The organism is Halorubrum miltondacostae, from assembly GCF_041379815.1.
In the GTDB taxonomy this organism is placed as follows: Archaea; Halobacteriota; Halobacteria; order Halobacteriales; family Haloferacaceae; genus Halorubrum; species Halorubrum miltondacostae.
In genome coordinates, this window is the sequence record NZ_JBEDNY010000002.1 from 22,162 (window position 1) to 36,608 (window position 14,447).

Genomic DNA, 14,447 nt, shown 5'->3' on the forward strand with positions numbered 1-14,447 from the left:
CGGGCCGGCCGCGGTCGGTGACGCGGGTCCCGTTCCCGTCCCCGGTGCGCGCGCTCGGTCCCGCCCATCGGTTAAGTCACCGGGGAGAGAAACGGGAGCCATGCCAACCGACGAGGACCCGATCGCCTCCCGAGCCGACGACGACCGCGACCTCTACGATGTCGCGACTTGGGAGGAGCGCACCTCCCTCGACGGGCTGTCGGTCGCGCTGTACTGGCTCCTCACGCGCTCCGCGAAGGCGGGGGTCGTCCTCGTCGCGTTCGTCGGCCTCTTAGCGATCCTCGGCTCCTTCGGGCTCGGGCTCCTCTTCGACCCGGCCATCGCGATCCTCCTCGGGCTCTCCGTGGTCCCCGCCCTCGGGCTGGCCGTGTACGTGTACGTCTCGGACGTGACGACCGGCGAGCCGCTGTCGCTCCTCGTGGCGACGTTCCTCCTGTCGATCCTCACCGCGACGTTCGCGGCGATACTGAACAGCGTGCTCCAGCCGTACTTCCGACCGCTCGGGTTCCTCGGGATCGTCGTGTTCTTTTTCGTCGTCGTCGGCCCGATCGAGGAGTCCGTGAAGCTGCTCGCGGTGCGGCTGTACGCGTACACCGACAATCGCTTCGACGCCGTCATCGACGGCGCGGTGTACGGGGCCATCGCGGGCCTCGGCTTCGTCGTCATCGAGAACTTCGTGTACATCGCCCAGAACGTCGACATGGCAGAGCTGACGGTCGGGATCGCGACGCTCGGCGCGGGCGACGGCATCGCCGCGCTCCGGGCGCTCGCGGGGCCCGGCCACGTCGTCTACTCGGCGTTCGCGGGCTACTACCTCGGGCTCGCGAAGTTCAACCCCGGGAACCGCGGCCCGATCATCGTGAAGGGGCTCGTCCTCGCGGCCGCGATCCACGCGCTGTACAACACCCTCGTCGGCCCGGTGACCGGGATCGCCTCGGGGCTCCTCGGCCTCCCGCAGGTCGTCGCGCTGTTCGGCTTCGTCGTCGTCTTCCAGGGCGCGTTCGGGTACATCCTCATCCGGAAGATCCGGCGCTACCGCGACGCCTTCCTCGACACGCGCGACGCGGTCGGCGCCGACGTCGAGCCGGAGCTCGACGAGTTCGAACAGTAGTCCCGCCGAGCGTCCGTCTCCTCCTCCGGCTAGGGCGCGTTCTCGACGCGCGAGCGGTCGCCCGTCCCGCCCGTCAGCGCGCTCGCGAGCGCCCCCTTCACCACGACGTCGTCACCGAGGTCGGTGAGCCGCACCTCCGGGACGTTGATGAACACCATCTCCGGGAGCTTCTCGCGGATCGGGTCGAGGACGCGGTCGGGGTTGTTGAGCGCGACCGCGCCCCCGACGCTCACGACGATCGGCGCGTACGCGTGGATGACGTTGGCGATCCCCATGGCGTTCCAGTGGGCGACCTGGTCGATCACGTGGTCGGCGAAGGTGTCCTCGCCCGCCGCCTCAAACACGTCGACCGCGGAGAAGTCGGGATCCTCGATCGGGAGGCTCGTCTCGATCGGGTCCTCCTCGTACAGCTCGCGGGCGTACTTCGGGATGTTGTTGCCAGAGCAGTACCCCTCCCAGTGGCCGTCGAGGCCGCAGCCGCAGGTCATGAACCCGTGCGGGTCGACGGTCATATGGCCGACCTCGCCGGCGTTGCCGTCCCACCCCGAGAGGACGTTGCCGTCGACGGCGACGCCCGCGCCGATCCCCGAAGAGATGGTGAGGTACACCATGTCGTCGGGGTTGCGCTCGGAGTGGAACCGCTCGCCGATGACGCCCGCGATCGTGTCGTTGTGGAGGTACACCTCGTCGGTGTCGAGCAGCCGCCCGACCGGTCCGACGAGCGGGATGCGCTCGACGGTGTCCGGGAGGTTCGCGGGTCCCTGGACGACCCCCTCTGCCAGGTCGAGCGGGCCGATCGAGCCGATCCCGGCCGCGGTCGCCTCGTCCGGCGCGATCCCGGCGTCGGTACACGCCCGCCGCACCACGTCCAAGACGGCCTCGGTGACGGCGATGCCGCTCGGCCCGCGCGGGGTACCTCGCGACGCGGAGCCGAGGACCGCCGCGGTCTCGTCGCCGACGACCGCCCGGACGTTCGTCGCCCCGAGATCGACGCCCACGTAGTACATCGGGTGTAACGGCGGACCCGTCTCACTTAAGCGGGACGCTTCGGGCGGTCGAGCGGGGTGACCGACCCGGGGCGCCCGCGGGAAACCGCGTTACGACGCAGGCTCGCGGACGAACGTCACCGGGCACGGCGCTGAGAGCATGACCTCCTGCGCGACGCTGCCGAAGACGGCCTTCCCGGTCGGCGAGCGCCGCCGACCGCCCACGACGACGCGGTCGGCTCCGAGCCTCTCGGCGGTCTCGACGACCTCGGTCGCGAGGTCGCCGACCGCGCCGCGGATCGAGTGCCGCACGCCGGCCGCCGACAGCGCCCTCGACAGCGCTCGGGTGGCCGCGTGTCGCTCCGCGACCGCGTCGGGCGTCGAACTCTCGCTGCCCGCCTCGAAGCCGAGCTTCGCGCGCGTCTCGTCGAACTCCTCCTCGCCGAACACGTGGGTCAACACGACCTCGGCGCCCGCCGGCTCCGCGACTGCGACTATCTCGTCCGCGAGCCGCTCGATTCCTTCCTCGTCCTCGGTCCCGACCGCCAGCACGATCGTCTCGATGCTCATACCCGCACTTCGTCCCAGACCGAGTTAAGACTGATGGAGTTTTTACTCAAAACCGAATAAATATTTAACCGATCGATCCTGACACTCTCCGGCCACGTCGGTGCGGCCGCGACCACACGCGCCGGACGAGCGGGACGCTGGAGGAGATGCGACTCTCGACGAGAGAACGGCGTCGCCGCCGGTCGGGAAGTCCGATCAGTAGTCGGGGGCGTCGTCTTCGACTTCGCGCTTCAGCGAGTCGCGGCGGGACTTCGCGTCGCGACCGGTCGCCTCCAGCAGGAACTCGTTCTTCGCGTCGACCGCGTCCGCGGCCGCGTCCGCGTTCCCCTCAGCGATGACGTCCTCGGCGGGCCGCTCCTCGAAGTGGACCGCCAGCTTGTCCTTCTTGCTTCCGTATTCGGCGGCACCCGCGACGATCCGGTCGAACACCGGGTTGTTGGGGTCGCCGACGACGTACAGCTCGTGGCCCTGCCACTCCTCCGTGCCCGTGACCTCGCCGAAGTACTCCTCGACGGAGCCCTTCAGGTCCGGCATGCGGTCGTCCAGATGCTCGCCGCGGCGCATCTTGTACTCCTTCATGCCGCGACCGTTCGACAGGCCGGCGTAAACCAGTTTCGTCACGGCCGCTCGGCGGCCGACGCGGCGTTTTATACGGCGGTTACTGCGGCCGCTCGTCGACGTACCCGCGCTTACACTCCGGACAGATGTCTCCCGCCCGCATCGAGCTCCCGTCCGCGGCGCGGACCATCCCGCACTCGGGGCAGTAGTACTCGGTCGGCTCGTCCGCGCCGGCCGTCTCCAAGTCGGGGCTCTCGCCGCGGGTGATCCCCGTCTCGCCCTCGCCGGCGTCGAACGAGACGGTCTCCGCGTCGTCGGGCGCCTCGACGTACTCCGTCTCCTCGGACTCCTCCTCCCGCTGCTCCGCGGCCTCCGGGGTGATTCCCCCGCCGAACTCCACGCCCGCATCGCCACCCTCGCCGACCTCGGCGCTGAACCCCTCGTCCTCGCCGCCGTGGTCGGGCCACGCGGCCTGGCCGTCGCCCGCCGCGTCCCCCTCGTCGACGGACGGCCACGCGCCCCGCTCCCGCTCGCCGGTCGCCGCCGCCGCCTCGTCGTCGAGGATCACGCCGTCGTCGCTCTCCGCGTCCGTCTCGTCGCTCGACGCCGACTCCGCCGGAGCGTCGCTCGCGGCCGACCGGTCACCCGTCGGCTCGCTGCCAGCGTCGAGCAGCTCCGCGTCCTCGTTTCCCCCGCCGGCGGGGTCCGGTCGCTCCGGCGAGTCAGACGGCCCCTCGGCCTCGTCCGGCGCCGGGCCCGCGTCGGTCGCGCCGGGTTCGTCGTCGACCGGGCCGTCGTCGATGATCACCGCGTCGTCGCTCCCCGCGCCTGGCTCCTCGTCGAGCGTGAGCCCGTCGTCCGCGGTCGCGGCGTCGTCCGCGTCGACGGGCGCCGACGCCGCTCCGGGAGTCGCGGTCCCCTCGGCGGGTCCCGCGGCGTCGCCGTCTGCTGGCGTCGCGGCCGCTCCCGTGTCGGTTCCGGCGGCGTTCGCGGCCGCCTCGTCGGCCAACTGCTCCATCGTCGTCACCTCGGTGTTTTCGCTGACGATCTGCGTCTCGCCGCAGCGAGCGCAGGTCTTCACCTCCCTGACGGTCGTGACGACCTCGTCGCCCTCCTCCTCGCGCTCGTGCTGGAGTTCGGGCTCGTCGAAGTCGTGTCCGAGCAGACACCTGAGTCCCATTGTGCCTCCCTGCGGTGCCGAGGGTAAAAAACGCCCCGTCGGCGTCCGACGCTCGGCACACGACCGTTTCGCGGTCGCCGTCCGCAGTTCCAGCCGCCGCGTCCGCGGACACAGACTCTTTTGTGGATCGCTCGCGTACCGTAAGTCGACATGCCTACTGTATCCTACAAGGGCGAGGAAATCGAGTGCGAGGAGGGCGCTAATCTCCGCAACGTGCTCAAAGAGGCCGGTCTCTCCGTCTACAACGGTAAGATGGAACAGCTCAACTGCCGCGGTGCCGGGTCGTGCGGCTCCTGTGCGGTCCAGGTCGACGGCGAGGTCAGCGAGCCGAGCAAGAAAGAGAAGGCTCGCCTCTGGCTCCCGCCGCACCACCCGAGCCACGACGTCCGTCTCTCCTGTCAGACCACAGTCGAGGGCGACGTCGAGGTGACGAAGGGCCGCGGGCTCTTCGGGCAGCACATCTGAGCGCGGACGCGGCCGCTCTCGTCTCTTTTCGGACTGCTCCGCGGGCACGCGACGAGCGGGGCGCTCGTCGGGAGTAAAATACGACCGCGGCGGACGTGAGCCCGCGACGCGGACGAAAAGGTTTGCTGTGTGTCAGAGTCGCGTTCGGCGTCAGCCGGACCGACCCACCTTCTCGGATCGGCTTACTGCCGAACGACGTTGGTCGCGCGGGGGCCCTTCTCGGAGGACTCGATGTCGAACTCGAGCTCCTGACCCTCTTCGAGGTCCGGGCCGCCGACGTCTTCCATGTGGAAGAACACGTCGTCGTCCGCGTCGTCAGTCTCGATAAATCCGTAGCCGCCAGTGTCGTTGAAGAAATCAACCTTTCCGGTCGCCATTGTAACCACAGAGAAGTCCCGACCGGGGATAAGAATTGCGAGTGTACAGTTACCACGACTCTCTCTGGACGATTGTTCCCAGAAAAGAGCGGTTTTCTGCGCAGATACTGACCGCACGACGGATTCGCGGCGCGCGAACGACAGGATCGTGTCGTTCTCCGGCCCTCCGCCGGACGCCGACGTTTATATTTCCGGCCGCGAAATCGACTCGTGTGTCACATGAGTACCCAGCGGACGGTCCCGCCCTCACGCTCCGCGAGAACGGCCCGGCCCTGCTGGTTCCCGCGGCGTGGGGCGTCGCCGCGGGCGCGGTCCTCGGCGCGGTCTCCCTCCACGCGCTGTTCGTCGCGCACGTCGTTATGAGCGTCCTGCTGGTCGCCTTCGTCGTCGCCTCTTGGCGCGACATGGCGACCGGGGTCCTCCGAGCGTGGAAGCTGACGATCCTCGCGGGGACGCCGGTCACGCTCGCGGGGGTCCTCGGGTTCCTCGCGCGCGACGGGGTCGCGTTCGCGGCCGCGCTCCCGACAGGCGCGCTCCTCGCCGTCGCCTTCTACGGCTGGATGCTCCTCCCCGCGCCGGCGTTCTTCTACACGGGGCTCCGCGACGCGACGGTCCCGCGCTCGACCGTCCACCACGTCGCGGCCGCGTGTTCGGTCGCGGGCGCGGCCGTCGCCGCGTTCGCCGGCTCGGGGACGGGGACGGTCGGGGGCATCGCGCTCGTCGGCCTCGGCCAGACCGCGGGCATCCTCGCGGCCACGGCGCTGTACTGACCGGGGGTGTCCGCCGCGCTTCCGCCATTTCCCCGGCTCACCGCCCTCCAGTCACTCGTCCGCGTCGCCGAGCGCGCGCCGGAGCGCCCCCCGGTGGAACTCGACCGCCGCGTCGCGGTCGACCGGCGGGTAGCGCGGGTTCGTCACCACCCCCTCGCCGTCGACGGCCGCGCTCGCGACGGCCGCGGCGCAGTGCGCGCGCTCGACGCGCGGCAGCGGCGCGACGGACTCGTAGCCGTCCCGGAACGCCCGCCGGAGCGGCTCGGTCTCGGCCACCGGCACGTACCAGTCGACGACGAGGTGTTCGGTCTTCGCGACCGACACGCCCCGCGGGGCGGCCAGCGGCGCTTCCCAGTCGAGGACGGCCGTCACCGCGCCGTCCGCGACGATGGCGTTCCCCGGGCGGAAGTCCCACGGGAACAGCCGCGGCTCGGCGTCGGACGCAGTCGGCTCCCGGAACGCGTCTCGAAGCCGAGCGCGAAGCCCGTCGAACTCCTCGGGGAGCCGGTCGACGTGTCGCTCTCCGTACCGGCGGAGCCACTCGTCTGCGCTGACCGGATCGGGGACGGAAAGCGACGCGTCGCGTCCGAGGACCAGCTCCGCGTCGATCGCTTCGCCGGCCGCGCCGTCGACCGCGAGCCGCCCGCACCCTGAGAACCGAAACGCCTCGTGGAGCGCCGCGAGCCACCGGCCGAACGCCCGCGCGACCCCCCGCCGGCCCGCCGGACCGAGATCGACGAACGCCTCGTGGAGGTCGCGCCCGTCGACCAACGGCGTCACGAGCCACCCGGTGCCGTCGACGACGCCCTCGCCGAGCGGTCGGGGAACGGGGACGTCCGTCCGCTCGCCGACCGCCGTCAGCAGCGCCGCCTCGGTCCGGGTCGCGGCCGGCGTCTCGGAGAACTGGACGACCACCGGCGCGGCGCTCTTGAATCGCACCACTTCCGTCCGCTTGCGATTTCCGCGCCCGAGCGGTTCGACGCTCGCGACCGTCGCCCCTGGTCGCGTCTCGGCGAGGGCGCGACTCCTGACCGCGTCGCTCACCGCCCCTCCTCCGCCTCGGTCGTCTCCGATTCGCCGCTTTCGGCCCCGTATCCCTCGGACAGCAGGCCCGGGAACTCCGCTAACGAGTCGAGGACGTAGTCCGGGCGGTACGGGGCCGCCGCCTCGTCGGGGTCCGCGCGGAGCCACGCGGACCGGAGCCCGGCGTTGTGCGCGCCGGCGACGTCGTACGACAGCGAGTTCCCGACGTACAGCGTCTCCGCCGCGTCGACAGACAGCGCCGCGGTCAGTCGCTCGAACGGCTCCGCGTGCGGCTTCCGGCGGGGTAGGTCCCCGGCGTACACGATCGCGTCGACGAGGTCGTTCAGCCCGAGTGCCTCGATCTTCGCTCGCTGGCGGTCCTCGGGGCCGTTCGTGAGCACCCCCACGGGTCCCGCCGCCGCGGCAGCCGCCAGCGCGTCGCTCGCGCCCGGGAGGAAGGCCACCCGCGACTCGTCGGCGACCGACTCGAACGCCGCCGCGAGCGCGACGGGGTCCACGTCTCTTCCGTGTTGGGCCGCCAGCCGCGCGAACCCCGCGCCGAGGTAGCCAACGCGATCGTCGGGATCCGGCGGACCGTCGAGGAGGGGCCACAGCTCTTCCGGCTCGCCGAACGGCTCGACGCCCGCCTCCTCGAACGCCCGGCGATACAGGGCGGTCACGTCGTGGTCGTGGCGGCACAGCGTGTCGTCGAGGTCGAACGCCACCGCTGCGAACCGGCTCATGGACGATCGGAGGCGCCGCGCGGCGAAGTCGGTTTCGCCGACGCGCCCGTAGGCCCGACGGTGACCGACCCCGACGATACCCACGACTGCGAGACCTGCGGCGCGAGCGTCGCCGCCGCGGACGCGCGCCGGTCCAAGCCGTTCGGCGACCTCGACCCCGACACGTGGCAGACGCTGAACTGCCCGCACTGCGGCGACCGCCTCGCGACCGTCCTCGTCGGCAACGAGTGACGGCGCATGGCTCGCCCCGTCGCGGTGCGCGGCACCGGCCGGTCCGAGCGTGCGACCGACTTTCCGAGCGGACGCGTCGATCCTGTACCGCCGCCCCTCGCGGTCAGAGACAGATCGACGCACGGCCGACGCTTTCCGTCGAACCCACGTCGAAGAGTATGCCGCCTCCCCGATTTGAACGCCGGAAGACGTCGCTCCGCTCGTCTTCCGAGCCCCCGCTCGCTTCGCTCGCGGAGACGGGGGACAGCTCGATCTTCAGTCAGCACTCACAGTGTCGATGTGCGGAAACAAGAATGCCGCCTCCCCGATTTGAACGGGGGACAGCTCGATCTTCAGTCGAGTGCTCTCCCAGTCTGAGCTAAGGCGGCTCGCACTCGCACCAACGCCGATTCGAGACAAAAGGATTTCGAAAGGGCGCTGGCGGACTGCCTCGTCCCGGTCGCGTCGGTCGAATTCGGGACACCCGGTTCGACCGATCCTCGAAATCGGACGATATCGCCGCCGATCCGGGGCGACGGCGCAGATCGGGGCTTCCGCAACGGCCCCGTTTCTCCCGCCCCTCCGATCCGTCGATGCCATCACACGACCACGACGACCACGACGCGCACCACGAACACCTCGACGCCGCGATCGACGAGCGCGACGACTGGGCGCGCCGCCGGCGCAAGGGGATCCCGACCGACAAGAACCTCCTCGTCGTCGCCTGTATGGACGAGCGAATCCCAATTGAGGAGGCGCTCGGCATCGACCTCGGCGACGCGCAGGTGTTTCGCAACGCCGGCGGCAAGGTGACCGACGACGTGATCCGGTCGGCCGCGCTCACGACGAACTTCTTCGACACCGACGAGATCGTCGTGATCAACCACACCGACTGCGGGATGATGAGCGCGCCCGACGAGGCGATCCGCGAGGGGCTCGAAGCCGAGGCGGGCGACGTCGACACCGCGGACCTCGACCCGTCGCTGCCGGAGCTCACGATCGGCGACGCCGACCTCCTCGACTGGGTGAAGATGACCGACGACATCGACGCGGCCTGCGCCGCGCAGGTCGAGTACCTCCGCGAGTCCGCGTTCATTCCGGACGACACCACGGTCTCCGGCTACGTCTACGAGGTCGAGTCCGGCGAACTGCGCCGCCCCGACGAGCGCATCGCCGAGGAGATCAGCGAGCGACGGGCCTGACCCCGGACGACGGCCGGCTGGCCGCTCACGCACCTCCCGCCCCGCGCCGAGGTGTGACGCTTTTATGCGCCCGCGGCGAATCGAGGCACGAAATGGACCGAGTACGCGCGCCCACGCTCCGGCGAGGTGAGGCCGGTGGGCGCTGACGCCGACGCCGGATCCGGCTCCGACGCCGCGAGCGACGATACCGGTGCGCCGGTCGTCGCCGGCTTCTTCTCCGGCTGCGGCGGCCTCGACCTGGGATTTGAGCGGGCGGGCTTCGACGTGGCCCTCGGGAGCGACCAGTGGGAACCGGCCGCGGAGACGTACCGACGGAACTTCGCCGACACGGAGTTCCTCGAGGGTGACGTCCGCGGGTTGGACGCCCCCGGGATCCGCGACGCGGTCGCGGGCGCGGGCTACGACCCCGACGGCGTCGACGTGGTGATCGGCGGGCCGCCCTGTCAGGGGTTCAGCCGGCTCAACAACGAGCAGATCGAGCTCGACGAGATGGAGAAGGACCGCCGGAACACGCTGTTCGAGGAGTTCCTCCGAGTCGTCTCCGTCCTCGAACCCCAGCTGGTGTTGATGGAGAATGTCCGCGACCTGATCAACCGCCAGACGAGCGACGACCGGTACGTGAAGGACCTCATCGTCGACGAGTTCGCGGCGCACGGCTACAAGTGCGAGTATCGGGTGTTAGAGGCCGAACAGTACGGCGTCCCCCAGAAGCGCCGCCGGATCTTCTTCATGGGCACCGACCGCGACGTGCCGATCCGCTTCCCGGAGCCGACGACGCCCGAGGGAAGCTGGCGCACGGCCGGCGAGGCGCTCGCGGACGCGACCGACGACCTCCCGAACATGACGTACGCGGACACCGGCGAGAAGACGCTCGAACGCATCCGCCACGTCCCGCCGGGCGGCTACTACCGCGATCTCCCCGACCGCCTGAAGACGAAGAAGTACCAGTGCGACTGCGAGGACACCGACACCTGCCCGCACGAGCCGGAGATCGTCAAGCGGTACGGAACATATCTTCGCCGGCTTGACCCCGACGAGCCGTCGCTGACGGTGAGCACGAACGTCTTCATCCACCCGAGCGAGGACCGCTACCTCACGCCCCGCGAGATGGCGCGGCTCCAGACGTTCCCCGACGAGTTCGCGTTCGAGGGGACGAAGACCGACGTCATGAAACAGATCGGCAACGCGGTCCCGGTCCGACTCGGCGAGGAACTGGCGACTCAGCTCCGAGAGTACTACCCGGAAATCCGCGACGCCCCGCCCGCCGACCCCGACGTGTACGAGCAGCAGTCGCTGACGGATCTGGCCTGAGACTCTTCTTCCCGGCGCTCTCGGCTGCGATATGTTGGTTATATGCGTCGATGAGGTGACTTGCCCGTATGGCCCCTGAATGGTCACGCCGGAAGGCCCTCCGGATCTCCGGTACGGCCGCCCTCGCCGGTCTCCCCGGGTTGTAGCGCCGTCGGTCTCGACGCCCAGCCACAGGTCGCCTCGTCGCTCGGAACGACCGCCTACGAGACGATCATCGACGACCAGCCGACTCCCGCGGACGGTGTCCCCGCGGTCTGGGGGGTCGTCTTCGCCCATCCGGACCCGGCGCGGAAGCTCGTCGACTGGGGGGCGCTCACGCCAGTCGAAGGGGACAGCGGTCCCGGGACGGAATTCCGTACGTTCGACCCGAACACACAGTTCATGTCCATCATCGTCGGCGTGCTTCCGACGGGTGACGGGCTCACGGATCACAGCGAAGACAGCGAGAATCTGGTCGATGACGTCGTCGACGACTTCACCGACCGTTCCGCCTACCGAGGCGGACGGCTCCGCTACGACGTGACCTCGTACCAGGCGTTCCCCCCGGACTTGGACACGCCCGAGTACCACTACGACTACTCGTTCACGCTCTGGCGCCTGAACGGGGCCGACAGACCGACCGACATCACCGTCGAGTATCACGACCCCTGAAGTGTCGACGACACCCGGGCCAGGCACCGTCGCCCGCTGAGCGTATCTCAGATGACGACTGGTGACTCGGATCGGCGGCGAGTTCACCGAACGACCTTCGAGTACCGTTCAGCACCGCCCCCTGCGCTACCCATCTCCCGTCGCTGACGGCCGCCGCCAGCGACTCCAGCGAGAGACCTTCGGTTCCTCTGGCAGCTGGCGCGTAGCGCCGACGACCCTGCGGGCACGCGCCAACGTCTGCTGCGGGTCGCTCGGGAGGGTTCGAATCCGCTCTACTGCTGCTGCTCGCGGGATTGCTCGCAGCAGGAGGATGGGACCGCCCGGATTCGAGCCTCGGTCGTTCCGCTCGCGCCACTCGCTTCACTCCTCGCTTCGAAGCCGGCGCAAGACCGCGCCGCTTGCGAAGTTGCTCGCGCCGCGAAAGTGGGACCGCCCGGATTCGAACCGGGGTCACGGGCACCCAAGGCCCGGAGTATACCACTAACCCACGGTCCCGTACCCGTACGTACCCGGAAGAACCGCTAAAGGGTTTCGTTGCGCCGCGCTCACTTCTCGTCGTCGCGCCGTTCGAGGTCGGCGACGATGTCGTAGGGGTCCGTCCCTTTCCGCACCGAGTCGAGGATGAAGAACGCCTCGTCGGGCGCGAGGAAGTGCCGCGTCACCCCGCGACCCAGCGGCGTGGGGTCGAAGCCGTCGATGAAGTTCCATTCTAGCAGCTTCCCGAGCGCGTGTTTCGTCGGCACCTCGCCGATCATCCGGTCGTTGAGGCGCTTGGCCTTCTTCCCGGCGACGAGGACGTTCGCCAACGTCTCCTCGGCGGCCGCGGTCTCGTCGTAGTGGGTCGCCACGTCCTCCATCTCGCCTTTCAGGAGGGTGAACGCCACCTCGTCCTCCGTACGGTCCATCGAGCCGTGGTAAATGCCGTCGGGCTCGACGAGGAGGTACACGCGGCCGCGGTCGTGGTAGTCCGGGCGCCCGGCGCGCCCGAGCATCTGCGAGAACTCCTGGACGGAGAGCCACTCGATCCCCATCGCCAGCGAGTCGAAGATCACCTGTGAGGCGGGGAAGTCGACCCCGGCCGCCAGCGCCGCGGTGGTGACGACCGCCGAGAGGTCCTGGTTCCCGAACTGTCGTTCGACCTTCTTCCGGCGGCCGTAGTCGAGGCCGGCGTGGTACGGCGCGGAGTCGTACCGCAGTTTGCGGCTGATCTCGTGGCAGCGCCGCCGTGAGTTGGTGAAGATGATCGTCTGGCCGCGGTACCCCTTCGACGACTTCGTGTCGAACTCGCGTTTCACGAGCTTGTCGGCGATCTGGGCCTTCTCGCGGCCGTCCGCGAATGTGACGTGGCGCTCGATGGGGACCGGGCGCTCCTCGTACTCGATGAGTGTCGCGCGGAGCTTCCCCGCGAGCCACTCCGGGTTCCCGACGGTTGCCGAGAGGTAGACGAACTGCGTCCCGTCGTAGCCCGCGTGGGTCTCCATCCGGTCCTCGCTGTAGTACTTCAGCCGAGAGATGAGCCCGTCGAGCCGGTGGCCGCGCTCGCCCTCCTTCAGCGTGTGGACCTCGTCGATGACGACCGTCCCCACGTCGCCGAGGTCCTTGCCGGTCCGCAGCGCGTGGTCGATCCCTTCGTACGTGCCGACGATCACGTCGGCGTGCGGGTCGAAGCGGTTGCCGTCGTCGTTCACCCGCGAGGAGCCGACGCGGATTGAGACGTCGAGCAGGTCGCCGTAGCGGTCCTCGAAGTCCTCGTGCTTCTGGTTCGCGAGCGCGACGAGCGGGACGAGGAAGAGGAGCTTCCCGTCGCTTTTCAGCGCGCGGTCGATCCCGGTCAGCTCGCCGACGAGCGTCTTCCCCGTCGCGGTCGCGCTCACCACGAGCTGGTCGTCGCCGTCGAGGAGCCCGTTCCGTACGGAGAGGCTCTGAACCGGGAGCAGCTCCTCGAAGCGGCCCTGGAGGTGCGAAGACAGATCCGGGTGGAGGTCCAACTCTTCGGTCCGGACCGGTGAGACGTCGTCGACGTTCGCCGACACCTCGTCGTACTTCGTGAGGTCGGGGTCGAGTCCGCCTTGGAGGAGGCTCACGATTCGGTCGAGGTCGCCCGACTCGTACAGTAGCTCCTCTAACCGCTCTTCAGCCGCGCCCGTGAACTCGCCTTTGTACGACAGCTCCCGTTCCAGCTCCCGCCGGGCGCAGTCCCGGCAGACCAGCTCGCCGTTGTGGTCGATGGCGTCCTCGGTGGTGATCGGTCCGTACCGACTGTCGCTCGCACAGCGGCGACAGGTCCGGACCGCGGTCGCCTCGAGCTGGTACCCGTCGAGCATCTCCTTCAGCCGCGTTCGGTTCTCCGGGGAGGTCTGCTCGGAGATCCGGATCCGACCGGCCGCCCGCGCGAGGTCGACGAACTCGTCCGGCTGGCGGGGGTGGTCCTCCCCGTCGCGGATCACGCGGAATTTCCCCGGACGCGGGCCCGCGGAGGTCTCCTTGAGTTCGAGCCGCCCGCGGAGCACGCGACTCCCGTCGCGGTTCGCGACGACGGTGTAGTCGCTCCGCGACTCGTGGAGGAACAGCGTCTCGACCTCGGCCAACTGCTGTGACACTGCCGTGCGGTACGCGAGCGAGGTATTTCAGGAGTTCGGCTCGTTGCGCGGCGCCGCTATCGCCGCGGGACGCCGCGGCTCACTGACGCGAACGCGCGGAAAAGAACCCGCCTCACGGACGGGGGGAGTCGGCGGTCGTTACGAGACGAGCAGCTTCTCGCCGCGGTCGACCGTGATCCGGCACGGCGGGGAGAGCTTGTTGTACGCGCGGCGGAACGCCTCCTTCACGACGGAGGCCTGCTCGACGTCGCAGTAGGCCGTGAAGACGACGTCGTCCTTGTTGAGCCGCGCGGCGGTGCCGACGGGCTTGCCGAACGCTTGGCGCATCCCGTCGGAGACGCGGTCCGCCCCGGCGCCGGTCGCCTGCTTGTTCTCTCGGATGACCTGGTGGGGGAACTTGCGGAGGGTCATCTTGTAGTTCCCCTCGCCGAGCTCCTTGATCAGGTGGCGGTTCGCCGAGAGGCGCGCGCTCTCAAGCGAGCCGTGTCGGACCTGGAGCTCCTCCTCGACGCGGAGGCTGATCTGGACGGGGTAGTCGTCCGGCTCCGCGGAGAGGTCGCCCATGTTGTGCTGGGCGATCTTCGAGCCGGGGATGCCCGTGATGTACTCCCGGCGGGTGTACGACGGCTTGTCGATCGTCCGATACATAGAGGCGGGTTTGTCAGACATGGCTACTTGTCCGATGTAGCC

Annotated in this window: 16 protein-coding genes and 2 tRNA genes; 7 read left to right on the plus strand and 11 right to left on the minus strand. The window is 69.6% G+C overall.

Going from position 1 to position 14,447, the window contains the following annotated elements; translation table 11 throughout:
• The first annotated feature begins 100 nt into the window (after nucleotides 1-100).
• A complete protein-coding gene (locus ABNG04_RS05610) occupies nucleotides 101-1,111 on the plus strand; it encodes a PrsW family intramembrane metalloprotease (RefSeq protein ID WP_371160810.1) in 1,011 nt (336 codons plus the stop codon).
• A 29-nt stretch (nucleotides 1,112-1,140) separates the two neighbouring features.
• Here ABNG04_RS05610 and ABNG04_RS05615 read toward each other — a convergent pair whose 3' ends face one another.
• From ABNG04_RS05615 to ABNG04_RS05630, 4 genes are all read right to left on the minus strand, one after another.
• Nucleotides 1,141-2,118: an ROK family protein gene (locus ABNG04_RS05615; RefSeq protein ID WP_371160811.1), complete on the minus strand. Its 978-nt coding sequence runs from the start codon at nucleotides 2,116-2,118 to the stop codon at nucleotides 1,141-1,143.
• 90 nt (nucleotides 2,119-2,208) lie between these two features.
• Nucleotides 2,209-2,667 carry a universal stress protein gene (locus ABNG04_RS05620; RefSeq protein WP_371160813.1) on the minus strand — a complete coding sequence of 153 codons (459 nt, stop codon included), beginning with the start codon at nucleotides 2,665-2,667 and terminating at the stop codon, nucleotides 2,209-2,211.
• A gap of 195 nt (nucleotides 2,668-2,862) precedes the next feature.
• Nucleotides 2,863-3,246 carry a DUF5611 family protein gene (locus ABNG04_RS05625; protein ID WP_371161925.1) on the minus strand — a complete coding sequence of 128 codons (384 nt, stop codon included), beginning with the start codon at nucleotides 3,244-3,246 and terminating at the stop codon, nucleotides 2,863-2,865.
• Nucleotides 3,247-3,325: 79 nt separating this feature from the next.
• Nucleotides 3,326-4,405 carry a DUF7093 family protein gene (locus ABNG04_RS05630; RefSeq protein WP_371160815.1) on the minus strand — a complete coding sequence of 360 codons (1,080 nt, stop codon included), beginning with the start codon at nucleotides 4,403-4,405 and terminating at the stop codon, nucleotides 3,326-3,328.
• Nucleotides 4,406-4,555: 150 nt separating this feature from the next.
• Between ABNG04_RS05630 and ABNG04_RS05635 the strand changes: the two genes are divergently transcribed.
• The gene (locus ABNG04_RS05635) at nucleotides 4,556-4,870 is read left to right on the plus strand and encodes a 2Fe-2S iron-sulfur cluster-binding protein (RefSeq protein WP_371160817.1); all 315 of its coding nucleotides are present in this window, start codon (nucleotides 4,556-4,558) and stop codon (nucleotides 4,868-4,870) included.
• A 182-nt stretch (nucleotides 4,871-5,052) separates the two neighbouring features.
• Here the strand turns inward: ABNG04_RS05635 and ABNG04_RS05640 are convergent, their stop codons facing one another.
• A complete protein-coding gene (locus tag ABNG04_RS05640) occupies nucleotides 5,053-5,247 on the minus strand; it encodes a cold-shock protein (protein ID WP_004599158.1) in 195 nt (64 codons plus the stop codon).
• A 185-nt stretch (nucleotides 5,248-5,432) separates the two neighbouring features.
• Between ABNG04_RS05640 and ABNG04_RS05645 the strand changes: the two genes are divergently transcribed.
• Entirely contained in the window at nucleotides 5,433-6,017 is a 585-nt protein-coding gene (locus ABNG04_RS05645; RefSeq protein ID WP_371161927.1) for a hypothetical protein, read from the plus strand.
• Between the two features lie 51 nt (nucleotides 6,018-6,068).
• On the opposite strand, the gene ABNG04_RS05650 is transcribed toward ABNG04_RS05645, so the two are convergent.
• Together ABNG04_RS05650 and ABNG04_RS05655 are read right to left on the minus strand one after the other, a co-directional pair.
• Nucleotides 6,069-7,061, minus strand: coding sequence for a phosphotransferase family protein (locus ABNG04_RS05650; protein WP_371160819.1), 993 nt, complete (start codon nucleotides 7,059-7,061; stop codon nucleotides 6,069-6,071).
• The gene (locus ABNG04_RS05655; RefSeq protein WP_371160821.1) at nucleotides 7,058-7,783 is read right to left on the minus strand and encodes an HAD family hydrolase; all 726 of its coding nucleotides are present in this window, start codon (nucleotides 7,781-7,783) and stop codon (nucleotides 7,058-7,060) included. Before ABNG04_RS05655 ends, ABNG04_RS05650 begins: the two co-directional genes overlap by 4 nt.
• A 60-nt stretch (nucleotides 7,784-7,843) precedes the next feature.
• On the opposite strand from ABNG04_RS05655, the gene ABNG04_RS05660 reads away from it, so the two are divergent.
• Entirely contained in the window at nucleotides 7,844-8,014 is a 171-nt protein-coding gene (locus ABNG04_RS05660) for a hypothetical protein (RefSeq protein WP_371160823.1), read from the plus strand.
• Between the two features lie 294 nt (nucleotides 8,015-8,308).
• Here the strand turns inward: ABNG04_RS05660 and ABNG04_RS05665 are convergent.
• Nucleotides 8,309-8,382 (minus strand) — tRNA-Phe (locus tag ABNG04_RS05665).
• Nucleotides 8,383-8,586: 204 nt separating this feature from the next.
• Between ABNG04_RS05665 and ABNG04_RS05670 the strand changes: the two genes are divergently transcribed.
• From ABNG04_RS05670 to ABNG04_RS05680, 3 genes are all read left to right on the plus strand, one after another.
• Complete coding sequence (locus ABNG04_RS05670) at nucleotides 8,587-9,195, plus strand: beta-class carbonic anhydrase (RefSeq protein WP_371160825.1); 609 nt, start codon at nucleotides 8,587-8,589, stop codon at nucleotides 9,193-9,195.
• A 135-nt stretch (nucleotides 9,196-9,330) separates the two neighbouring features.
• Nucleotides 9,331-10,506 (plus strand): DNA cytosine methyltransferase, encoded by a 1,176-nt coding sequence (locus ABNG04_RS05675; RefSeq protein ID WP_371160827.1) that lies wholly within the window; start codon nucleotides 9,331-9,333, stop codon nucleotides 10,504-10,506.
• A 60-nt stretch (nucleotides 10,507-10,566) separates the two neighbouring features.
• Nucleotides 10,567-11,157: a hypothetical protein gene (locus tag ABNG04_RS05680; protein WP_371160829.1), complete on the plus strand. Its 591-nt coding sequence runs from the start codon at nucleotides 10,567-10,569 to the stop codon at nucleotides 11,155-11,157.
• A 424-nt stretch (nucleotides 11,158-11,581) separates the two neighbouring features.
• On the opposite strand, the gene ABNG04_RS05685 is transcribed toward ABNG04_RS05680, so the two are convergent.
• The 3 genes from ABNG04_RS05685 to ABNG04_RS05695 all read right to left on the minus strand — a co-directional run bounded on the left by ABNG04_RS05685 (nucleotide 11,582) and on the right by ABNG04_RS05695 (nucleotide 14,426).
• Nucleotides 11,582-11,652 (minus strand) — tRNA-Pro (locus tag ABNG04_RS05685).
• A gap of 50 nt (nucleotides 11,653-11,702) precedes the next feature.
• Complete coding sequence (locus tag ABNG04_RS05690; RefSeq protein WP_371160831.1) at nucleotides 11,703-13,757, minus strand: DEAD/DEAH box helicase; 2,055 nt, start codon at nucleotides 13,755-13,757, stop codon at nucleotides 11,703-11,705.
• A 138-nt stretch (nucleotides 13,758-13,895) separates the two neighbouring features.
• Nucleotides 13,896-14,426, minus strand: coding sequence for a 50S ribosomal protein L16 (locus tag ABNG04_RS05695; protein WP_004599151.1), 531 nt, complete (start codon nucleotides 14,424-14,426; stop codon nucleotides 13,896-13,898).
• Nucleotides 14,427-14,447: the final 21 nt, after the last annotated feature.